Source organism: Nonomuraea sp. H19 (assembly GCF_052068215.1).
Taxonomy (GTDB): domain Bacteria; phylum Actinomycetota; class Actinomycetes; order Streptosporangiales; family Streptosporangiaceae; genus Nonomuraea.
In genome coordinates this window covers 356,700-367,767 of record NZ_JBQHCV010000010.1, presented here as the reverse complement: position 1 = coordinate 367,767, position 11,068 = coordinate 356,700, and the positions used below count along the sequence as shown (strand labels likewise).

Below are 11,068 nucleotides of genomic sequence, written 5' to 3'. Positions count from 1 at the left end.
GGACGTCTAGGCAGACTGATATCCCGGTTGTTACCGTTTAGTCCAGGCCCGCATGAAAATGAGAATCAATGCTTTAACGTTGTACAAAGGGAGCGAGTGGTGAGCTGTACGGGTTGCCGTCCGTGGTTGGACGAGCGTGGATCCGCATGAATCTTCGATCACTGCGATGCTTCACCCGGCGCTACGCCCCCAGAGTGCGGCTGGTCTGCTTCCCGCACGCCGGCGGCGCCGCCAGCTTCTTCCGGTCGTGGCCGGTCGGCCTGCCCGCCGACGTCGAGGTGTGGGCGGTGCAGTACCCAGGGCACGAGGACCGCATCACCGAGCCCTGCGCCGGCGACATGGACCACCTGGCCGGGGACATCGCGGCCGACCTGCGTCCGCTGTCGGACCGCCCGATCGCGCTGTTCGGGCACAGCCTGGGCGCCGTCGTGGCCTATGAGGTCGCCAGGCTCCTGGGTGACGCCGTGCACCTGTTCGCCTCCGCCCGTCACGCACCGGCCGAGACGGTGCCCGGGGACGTGCACCTACGCGATGACGACGCCGTCATCGACGAACTCGTCCGGCTGGGCGGCACGGACGGGACGCTGCTGCGCGAACCCGAGCCGCGGTCGGTTTTCGTGCCCGCCATCCGCGCCGACTTCCGCCTGGCCGAGACCTACCGCCACCGGCCCGGCCCCCACCTCGGCTGCCCGATCACCGCGCTGATCGGGCGGGACGACCCCGAGGTCACCTCCGCGCAGGCCGAACGGTGGCGGGTGCACACCGGCCACCGGTTCGCGCTGCGCGAGCTACCCGGCGACCACTTCTATCTGATTCCGCAGCGGCAGACGCTGCTCGCGCTGCTCGCGAGCGAGCTCATGAGCGACGCGTACGCCGACTAGAGACGCGCATCCAACCGGACACCTGCCCGGATCCCCTGGGACCAGGGGACGGCTTTGTCATGCGACGAATGGGGGACAACGGTGAGTCAGCAGGTCACAACGGCGGAGGCCGAACTGCGAGAGGCCATCGCGGCCGTGCTGGAACTGCCCGCCGATCAACTGGACGACCACGCCAACCTCATCCAGCTCGGCATGGACTCGATCGCCATGATGCGGCTCGCCGGGAGGTGGCGGCGGTCGGGGCTGGAGATCGGATTCGCCGACCTCGCCGCGGAACCCACCCTGTCGGCGTGGCGAGACCTGCTCGCCTTACAGCAGGCCGGGATGGACGCGAGCGGCGAGCCCGCGCAGTCCGGTGAGAGCGACGGCTCCGAGCCTTTCGAGCTGGCGCTCATGCAGCACGCCTACTGGGTCGGGCGCGCGCACGGGCAGCGGCTCGGCGGCGTGGCCGCCCACTTCTACAACGAGTTCGACGGCGAGCACCTCGATCCGGCGCGGCTGGAAACCGCCGTGCGCGCCGTCATCGCCCGGCACGGCATGCTGCGCGCGCAGATCCTCGACGACGGCCGTCAGCGCATCCTGTCCCAGAGCCCCTGGCCGGGCCTGCGGGTGCACGACCTGCGCGCGCTGCCCGCCGACGAGGCCGAGCGCGAGCTGCTGGAGCTGCGGCGCCGCCTGTCGCACCGGACGATGGACATCGGGTCCGGTGAGGTCTTCGACGTCCAGTTGTCGCTGCTGCCCGGCGAGATCCGCGCGGGCGGGACCCGCGTGCACGTCAACCTGGACATGATCGCCGCCGACGCGCAGAGCCTGCGGGTGCTGCTCGGCGACCTCGCCCGCCTCTACGACCGGCCGGACGACCCGCTGCCCCCGCCGGCCTACAGCTACCCGCGCTACCTCGCCGACCGCGCCGCCGCCCGGTCCGCCCCGGCACGCGCCGAGGCGCTGCGGCGGGACCAGGAGTACTGGCGGGACCGCCTGGCCGGGCTGCCGGCCGCCCCGCGGTTGCCCGTCGCCTCGCACGACGCCGAGATCGGCGCCACGACGGTGGTCCGCCGCCATCACTGGCTGGACGCGGACAGGATGCGCCGCTTCGAGCAGATGTGCCGGCCGCACGGGCTCACCCCCGCGATGGCAATGGCGGCCGTGTTCGCCGAGACCCTGACCGCGTGGAGCGACGAGCCCGCCTTCCTGCTCAACCTGCCGCTCTTCGACAGGGACCAGTCGCATGCCGACGTCGCGTCGCTGGTCGGCGACTTCACCTCGTCGGTGCTGCTGGAGTGGGACGGCGCCGCCCCCGGCTCGCTCGCCGAGCGGGCCGCCCGCCTGCAGCGACGGTTCCACGCCGACGCCGCGCACTCGTCCTATTCCGGCGTCGAGGTGCTGCGTGACCTGTCCCGGCTGCACGGCGAACAGGTGCTCGCACCCGTCGTGTACACCTCCGCCCTCGGCCTCGGCGAGCTGTTCTCCGCCGACGTGCGCGCGCACTTCGGCGAGCCGTCCTGGATCATCTCCCAGGGGCCGCAGGTGTGGCTGGACGCGCAGGTCACCGAGCTCAACGGCGGCGTCCTCGTCAACTGGGACGCCCGCGAGGACGCCTTCGCCCCCGGCGTGCTCGACGCGATGTTCGACGCCTGCACCGGGCTGATCGAACGGCTGCTGGCCGCTCCGGAGGCCTGGTCCGCGCCGGTTCCGCCACTCCTCGCACCGGGACAGCTGAAGGCGCGGGCGGCCGCCAACGACACCGCCGGCCCCCGCACCGGCGCCTGCCTGCACCAGGGCTTCTTCGCCCGCGCGCGCACCGCCCCGGACGCTCCCGCGCTGCTGTGGGGGCAGGAGAGCGTCACCACGTACGGTGAACTCGCCGGGCGCGCCCTGCGCGTCGCCGGCCACCTGCGCGAGCGCGGCGTCCGCCGCGGGGACCTCGTCGCCGTCAGCCTCCCCAAGGGGCCCGGCCAGGTCGCGGCCGTGCTCGGGGTGCTCGCCGCGGGCGCGGCCTATCTGCCGCTCGGCGTGGACCAGCCCGTCCTGCGGCGGGAGCGGATCCTGCGGCAGGCGGGGGTACGGCTGGTGCTGGACGAGCCCGACGAGCCGGCGCGGGCGGCGCCGCTGGCCGAGCCGGTCGCCGGCGACGACACCGACCTGGCGTACGTGATCTACACCTCCGGCTCCACCGGAGAGCCGAAGGGCGTGGAGATCACCCACGCGGCGGCGATGAACACCGTCGACGACCTCAACGACCGCTTCGGCGTCGGCCCCGGCGACCGCACGCTGGCGGTCTCCGCGCTGGACTTCGACCTGTCGGTGTACGACCTCTTCGGACCGCTCTCAGCCGGCGGCGCGGTCGTCTGCGTCGACGAGCCGCGGCGCCGCGACGCGGCCGCCTGGGTGGAGCTGCTGCGGCGGCACCGCGTGACCGTGCTCAACTGCGTGCCGGCCCTCCTGGACATGATGCTGACCGCGGCCGACGACGCCGGTGTCCAGGCCGAGGCGCTGCGGGTGGTGCTGCTCGGCGGCGACTGGGTGACCCTTGACCTGCCCGGCCGGCTGGCCCGCCGCGCCCCCCACTGTCGTTTCACTGCGCTCGGCGGAACGACCGAGACCGCGATCCACTCCACGATCTGCGAGGTCACCGGGCCGGTGCCCGCGACGTGGACCTCGGTGCCGTACGGCACGCCCCTGCGCAACGTGTCGTGCCGGGTCGTCGACCCGCTCGGCCGCGACCGCCCCGACTGGGTGCCGGGCGAACTGTGGATCGGCGGAGCCGGAGTCGCCCGCGGCTACCGCGGCGACCCCGCGCGCACCGCGGAGAAGTTCCTCGAACTGGACGGCGTCCGCTGGTACCGCACCGGGGACCGTGCCCGCTACTGGCCCGACGGCAGCCTGGAGTTCCTCGGCCGCGCCGACCACCAGGTCAAGGTACGCGGCCACCGCATCGAGCTCGGCGAGATCGAAGCCGCCCTCACCTCCTGCCCCGGCGTCGCCCAAGCCGTCGCGGTCGTGACCGGGACCAAGGGCCTGGCCGCCGCCGTCACCGTGGCGGACGAGGCGGGGCCGGACGCCGCGCGGGTACGGGACCACCTGGCCGAGCGGCTTCCCGCGGCGATGGTGCCGGACCGGATAGCCGTGCTGGAGCGGCTGCCGTTGACGCCGAACGGCAAGGTCGACCGCAGGGCGCTGGGAGAGCTCCTCCTCGCCCGCGACGTGGCCGGCGCCGGGCCCGCCACACCGCCGCGCGGCGAGGTGGAGCGGCGCGTCGCCGCGGTGTGGTCGGAGCTGCTCGACGTCGGCGAGGTCGGCCGCGAGCACGGCTTCTTCCGGCTCGGCGGCGACTCGCTGCTCGCCACGCGCATGGTCGGCCGGCTGCGGGCGGCGGGGCTGTCCGGTGTCTCGCTCGCGGAGCTGTTCGCCCGCCCCGCGCTGGCCGACTTCGCCGCGACGCTGCGGCTCGGCGAGTCCGCAGGACCGGCCGCCGCGCTGGTCCCCGACCCGGAGCACCGCCACGAGCCCTTCGGACCGACGGAGGTGCAGCGCGCGTACTGGCTCGGCCGGAGAGAGGGATTCACCCTCGGCGGCGTCGGCTGCCACTTCTACCGCGAGTACGACGTCGTGGACCTCGACGTGACCAGGCTGGAAGCCGCCGTGAACACGCTGATCGGACGGCACGAGATGCTCCGCGCCGTCTTCGACGAGAACGGAGACCAGCGGATCCTGCCCGAGGTGCCCAGGTTCACGATCTCCGTCGTGGACGCGGGCGACGACGGCGAGGCGGCCCGCGACGAGCTGCGCCGCACCGCCTCCCACCGGGTGTTCGACCCCTCGGTCTGGCCGCTGTTCTCGATCGGGGCGGTACGTTCGGGCGAGCGCACCCGGCTGGCCATCGGCATCGACAACATCGTGCTCGACGCGCTCAGCATCCTGATCTTCTACGCCGAGCTCGGCGCGCTGTACGCCGACCCGGACGCCGAGCTGCCGCCTGCCAGCATGTCCTTCCGGGACTACGTGCTGGGCACGCGCCCCGAGCCGCGGGCGCTGGCCGCCGCGCAGCGGTACTGGGCCGGGCGGCTTCCGGAGCTGCCGCCCGCGCCCCTGCTGCCGCTCGCCGCCGACCCGGCCGACGTGACGCGGCCGCACTTCACCCGGTACGAGGGCCGCATCGACGCGCGGCGCTGGCAGACGATCAACGAGCGGGCCCGCGAGCACGGGATCACCGCGTCCGCCGTGCTGCTCGCCGCCTTCGCCGAGGTGCTCGGCAGGTGGAGCACCCGCCCCGATCTCACGCTCAACGTCACCCTCTTCGACCGCAAGGAGGTGCACCCCGACGTCAACAACGTGCTCGGGGACTTCACCTCGCTGACTCCGGTCGCGTACCAGCCGGAGCCCGGGGAGACCTGGTCGGCGCGGGTGCGGCGGGTCCAGGAGCAGATGGGGGCGGCGCTCGACCATCGGGAGGTCTCCACCGTCTGGGTGCTGCGCGAGCTGGCCAGGCTGACCGGCGAGCCCGAGGTGTCCATGCCGGTGGTCTTCACCAGCGCCCTCGGCGTCCCCGGCGGCACCGCCGCCCCCGCGGGCGGACCGTTCAGCGAGCAGGTCTTCGGGGTGTCGCAGACGCCGCAGGTGTGGCTCGACCACCAGGTCGTCGAGGCCGGCGGCGGCGTCGCGGTGAACTGGGACGTGGTGGAGGAGCTGTTCCACGACGGCGTCGTGGCCGCGATGTTCGGCGCCTACCTGCGGCTGCTGGAGTGGCTGGGCGAGGGGGAGTGGGCGCGGCCGGTGCCGGACCTGCTGCCCGCGCGCCAGCGGGAGGTCCGCGCCGCGGCCAACGCGACCGCGGGCCCCCTGCCGGACGGCCTGCTGCACACCGCCTTCTTCGAGCACGCCGCGCGCCGCCCGGACCGCGTCGCGCTGCTGTCGGGCGACTCGGCGATGACGTACGGCGAGGTGGCGGAAGGCGCGCTGCGGCTGGCGGCCCTGCTCGGCCGCCACGGCGTGCGGCGCGGCGAACCGGTGGCGGTCCACCTGCCCAAGGGCCCCGGCCAGGTCGTCGCCGTGCTCGGGGTGCTCGCCGCCGGTGCCGCGTACGTGCCGATCGGGGTGGACCAGCCCCAGGCCCGGCGCGACCGGATCCGCCGCCTCGCAGGGGTCCGGCTGGTGGTCACCGATGGTGTACGGCAGGCCGCGGCCGGCTGGTCGGGCGGCTGGGAGCCGATCGACGTCGAGGACGCGACGGCCGTGCCGCCCGCCGCGCTCGCGGAGGTCTCGCCGGACGACCCCGCATACGTGATCTTCACGTCGGGCTCCACGGGCGACCCCAAGGGTGTCGAGATCACTCACCGGGCCGCGCTCAACACCGTCGAGGACGTCAACGACCGCTTCGGCGTCGGCCCGGACGACCGGGTGCTGGCCGTGTCCGCACTGGACTTCGATCTGTCGGTGTACGACGTGTTCGGGCTGCTGTCGGCCGGTGGCGCCGTGGTCGTCTGCGAGGAGGAGGCGCGCGGGGACGCGCGGCGCTGGCTCGAAGTCGTCGCCGCGCACCAGGTCACGATCTGGAACACCGTGCCGGCCCTGCTGGACATGCTGCTGACGGTCGGCGGCGAGGCCGCGCCGCCGCGTACGCTTCGCCTCGCCCTGGTGTCGGGCGACTGGGTCGGCCTGGATTTGCCGGGACGGGTCGAAGCCCAGTACCCCGGCTGCCGGTTCGTCGCCCTGGGCGGCGCCACCGAGGCCGCCATCTGGTCGAATGCGCACGAGGTGCGCCAGGTCGAGCCGGGATGGCGCTCGGTGCCGTACGGCCGCCCGCTGCGCAACCAACGCTTCCGGGTGGTGGACGGGCATGGGCGCGACTGCCCGGACTGGGTGGCGGGCGAGCTCTGGATCGGCGGCGCCGGCGTGGCCACCGGATACCGGGGCGCGCCCGACCTCACCGCCCGCCAGTTCGTCGAGTGGGGCGGCGAGCGCTGGTATCGCACCGGGGACCTCGGCCGGTACTGGCCGGACGGCACGCTGGAGTTCCTGGGCCGCGCCGACCAGCAGGTGAAGATTCGCGGCCACCGCATCGAACTGGGCGAGATCGAGGCGACCCTGCGGGACTACCCCGGGGCCGGCCCGGCGATCGCCGCCGTGACCGGCGAGGGAAGCGCCCGCCGCCTCGTCGCGGCCTTGGTCCCCGGCGCCTTGGACGACGACGAGGAACCGGCGACCGTCACGGAACCCTCCGCCGGCATCCTGGCCTTCCGCTCGCAGGCACGGGAGACCGAGTCCGCGACGGTCGAGGCCGTGTTGACCCGCCTTCTCGACCTGCCGTCCGCCGACGCGGCGCCCTGGTCGTTCACCGACCTGGCCGCCCGGCTCGACCTCGCCGAACGCCCCGCCCCGGTCGTCCGCCTGTGGCTCCGCTGGCTGGCCGAACGCAAGATCCTGGTCGAGGCAGACGGCACGTTCGCAGCCGGACCGCGACTGGCCGCCGCCGTGAACGGCCCATGGCCGGAGGGCGACACGGGTGCCCTGTACGCGGCGCAGGCGGGCACAGGGGACGGCGCCGGATCGGATGTGGCGGGATATGCCCGGCTTGTTGAGAGGGCGGGGCGGCGGCTGGTCGAGCGGCTCGACGACTATCGGCGGATTCTGTCCGGTGACGTCGATCCGGCGGTGGTGCTCGACGACGACGTGCTGGCGCCGGCGAGTCTGTCGGACAACGATCCGGGGAGCGGCGCCGCGCTGGCCGAGCTGGCCGGTGCGCTGGCGGAACTCGCCGAGGCCGCTGGGCGGCCGCTGGAGGTCGCCGAGATCGACGGCCGGGACGGCCGCATCGCGGCCCGCCTGCTGGGCGCGCTCTCCTCTGACCAGGTCCGTTACACGCTGCTGGACCCGTCCGCCGCCATGGTCGCCGCGGCGGGGGAGCGGCTGGCCGCGCTGCCGCACCACACCGCCTGCCACCGGCTGCCGGGCGAGTACGTGCCGGACGAACTGCGTCACCGCTTCGACGTGGTGCTGGCCTACAACGTGCTGCACCGGCAGCCGGACCCGGCGCACGGCCCCGCCCTGGTCGCGTTGCTGGCCAGGCGCGGCGGGACGCTGCTCGCGGTCGAACGGACCGAGCTGACCCCGATCGCGCTGATGACCGCGGGTCTGCTCGACGGCGGCTACGCCGGCTTCGACCGGGAACGCCGCCAGGCGGGCACCCCCATGCTGTCCGGCGCACAGTGGGCCGGCCTGATCGCCCGTGCCGGCCTGCGGGACGTCTCCTGCCATCCCGTCGGCTCGTCGTTCCTGAACGTCCTGCGCGCGCGGCGTCCGGCCACCGCGACCGACCTGGACACGGCACGGATCCGGGAGTACGCGGCCACCCGGCTTCCCGCGTACATGGTGCCCGAGCGGGTCGAGATCCTGCCGCGGCTGCCGCTGTCGCCCAACGGCAAGGTCGACCGTGCTGCCCTGGCCAGGCTGGCCGCCGGGCAGGACGCCGGAGCCGACCCGGCCGAGGCCCCTAAGGGCGAGCTCGAACAGGCTGTCGCGGCGATGTGGACGGACCTGCTCGGCGTGCCCGCCGTCGGACGCGATCAGAGCTTCTTCGAACTGGGCGGCGACAGCCTGCTCGCGACGCGCTTCCTGGAGGCGGCCCGCCGGCGGTTCGACGTCGCGCTCCCCCTGCGGCGCCTGTTCGCCGCCCCGACACTCGCCGAGGTCGCGGCCGAGCTCACAGCGGGACTCGTGGCCGGACCGTCACCCCAGGACATGGCCGAGGGCACGGCCGGGGGCGTGGGCGCGGCCGGGGACGGCGCCGTCGATGTGGGCGGAGACGAGGTCGAGGAGGGGGCGATATGACGGGGCGCGTCGTCGGGGTCATCGGCGGCTACGGATCGGTGGGCGGGCACGCCGCCAGGCTGATCCGCCGGTGTGGGTTCTGGCCGTTGCGCGTCGGCGGCCGTGACCCGCGGGCGGCTCGGCGGTTCGCCGACGACGAGCTGCGCGCCGTGGAACCCGCCGAGGCGTCAGGGGACGTGGAGGCGGCCGAGGTCGACGTGGCCGACGGCCGGTCGCTGGCGGCGTTCGTGCGCGACTGCGCGCTAGTGGTCAACTGCGCCGGGCCGTCGCACCGGATCTCCGAGTCGGTGGCCCTGGCCGCCCTCGGCGCGGGTGCCGACTACGTCGACGCCGGGGGCGGCGAGCACACGGTGGAGCGGCTGACGCGCGCGGTTGCGGCGTACCCCGATCGCCGCACGGTGTTCTTCGCCGGTGCGTTGCCCGGTCTGTCCGGACTGCTCCCCAGGTGGCTCGCCGCGTCCGGTGACGGCCCCGCACGCGAGCTGACCGTCTATGCCGGGGTGCTCGACCGGTTCACCGCGGCCGGCGCCGAGGACTACCTGCACGGCGTCCTCCACCTGGACAACGTTCCCGGCGGTGCCTGGCGGGACGGCCGCGTCCAGGCCAGGGCGCTCACCCGGCGTACGGGCGTGCGGCTGCCGTTCTTCTCCGGCGAGGTGTCGGCGCTGCCGTACCTCGACGCCGAGTGCGAGCGGGTCGCACGGGACCTGGGGCTCGGCCGCGGAAGCTGGTACAGCGTGCTGGACGGCCGCCACCTGGCCGCCGCGCTCGACCGGGCCCGCGGCCTGCCCGGCGCCGAGGCGGTGGCGGAGCTGTGCCGGGCGACGGCGCTCGACGTCGCGGGGCGCACCCCGTACGTGACGTTCCTGGCGCAGCTCGACAGCGGGCCGCCCGACGGCCGGACCAGCCGCACGGCGGTGTTGCGCGGCACGGGCATCTCCGAGCTCACCGGCGCCGTCACCGCCGCGGCCGCTCTCGCCGTGCTGCACGGCGAGATCCCACCGGGCGCGCACCACGCGGCGACAGCGCTCGACCCGGTGACCGCCATGGATCGCCTGCGGGCCATGTCCGTCCTGTCCACTGGGCCGGGATCCGCGGCGGGATTCGACGTGCCCGGTGCGGCGTCGGATGCGCCCGGGTCCGGCGGGGTGGCCGGCCTGGTCGTGGTGGACGCCGCGATCGAGGAGCTTTCGACGGTCGAGGAGGGGGCGCTGTGAGCCTCGCGGCCGATGTGGGGCGGCGCCTGCGGGTGGTGGTGTGCGGCAGCACGTTCGGACAGTTCTACCTGGCCGCCCTCGCCGGGCTCGCCGACGCGTTCGAGGTCGTCGGCGTGCTCGCCAGAGGGAGCGAGCGCTCGGTCGCGTGCGCCCGCAGGGCCGGGGTGCCGCTGTACACCGACCCCGGGGCGCTTCCCGCGGATGTGGACGTGGCCTGTGTGGTGGTGCGGTCGGGGATGATGGGCGGGGCGGGCAGCGAACTGGCCCGTACGCTGCTCGGGCGGGGCGTCCACGTCCTGCAGGAACAGCCGGTGCACCACGACGATCTCGCCGCGTGCCTGCGCGAGGCGCGGCGCCGCGGGGTGACCTATCGGCTGGGCGACCTCTACGTGCGGTTGCCCGCCGTGCGCCGGTTCATCGCCGCCACGCGGGCGCTGCTCGACCGGCAGGCTCCGCTCTACGTGGACGCGGCATGCTCCGTCCAGGTCGCCTTCCCGCTGGTCCACATCCTCGCCGAGGCGCTGGGCGTGCTGCGGCCGTGGCGGATCGCCGCGGCGCCCGGCATCGGCGAGGAGCCGTTCACCACGCTCACCGGAGCCATCGGTGGCGTGCCGCTGACCATGCGCGTGCAGAACGAGGTCGACCCGGTAGATCCGGACAACCACCTCCACCTGCTGCACCGGATCACGATCGGCACCGAGGGCGGAGCCCTCACGCTCACCGACACCCACGGCCCCGTCACATGGAGCCCTCGGCTGCACATCCCGGACGTGGTCAAGAACGCCTTCGACTTCACCGGAGAGCGGACGGCGCACCTGGGCGAGCCCAGCACCACTGTGCTCGGACCGCAGGCGCCGCCCAGCTACCGGAGCATTCTCGCCGAGATCTGGCCGGCCGCGATCGGCCGCGACCTGCTCGCGCTGCGCGACGCGATCACGGGCGACAGGACCGGTGCCGCGGCCCGGACCGAGCAACTCCACCTGACGCTGTCCCGAATGTGGCAGGACACGACGGCACAGCTGGGCTACCCGGCCCTGCGGCCCCGGCGCGTGCACCGGCCGCTGAACGTCGAGGACCTGGTGGCCGCGGTGGCCGGCGTGGAGGCCGAGGCGCACGGCGTAGAGAGCGGGGTGCGCTGATGGC

Annotated in this window: 4 protein-coding genes; all 4 read left to right on the top strand. The window is 74.4% G+C overall.

What is annotated here, in order from left to right:
* Positions 1 to 146 precede the first annotated feature (146 nt).
* The 4 genes from ACTMTI_RS24300 to ACTMTI_RS24285 all read left to right on the top strand — a co-directional run bounded on the left by ACTMTI_RS24300 (position 147) and on the right by ACTMTI_RS24285 (position 11,064).
* Positions 147 to 881 carry a thioesterase II family protein gene (locus tag ACTMTI_RS24300; protein WP_441122794.1) on the top strand — a complete coding sequence of 245 codons (735 nt, stop codon included), beginning with the start codon at positions 147 to 149 and terminating at the stop codon, positions 879 to 881.
* 81 nt (positions 882 to 962) lie between these two features.
* Positions 963 to 8,708 (top strand): amino acid adenylation domain-containing protein, encoded by a 7,746-nt coding sequence (locus ACTMTI_RS24295; RefSeq protein WP_441122793.1) that lies wholly within the window; start codon positions 963 to 965, stop codon positions 8,706 to 8,708.
* Complete coding sequence (locus ACTMTI_RS24290; protein ID WP_441122792.1) at positions 8,705 to 9,925, top strand: saccharopine dehydrogenase NADP-binding domain-containing protein; 1,221 nt, start codon at positions 8,705 to 8,707, stop codon at positions 9,923 to 9,925. The genes ACTMTI_RS24295 and ACTMTI_RS24290 overlap by 4 nt, the downstream gene beginning before the upstream one ends.
* A complete protein-coding gene (locus tag ACTMTI_RS24285) occupies positions 9,922 to 11,064 on the top strand; it encodes a Gfo/Idh/MocA family oxidoreductase (protein WP_441122791.1) in 1,143 nt (380 codons plus the stop codon). Before ACTMTI_RS24290 ends, ACTMTI_RS24285 begins: the two co-directional genes overlap by 4 nt.
* The last annotated feature ends 4 nt before the right edge of the window (positions 11,065 to 11,068 follow it).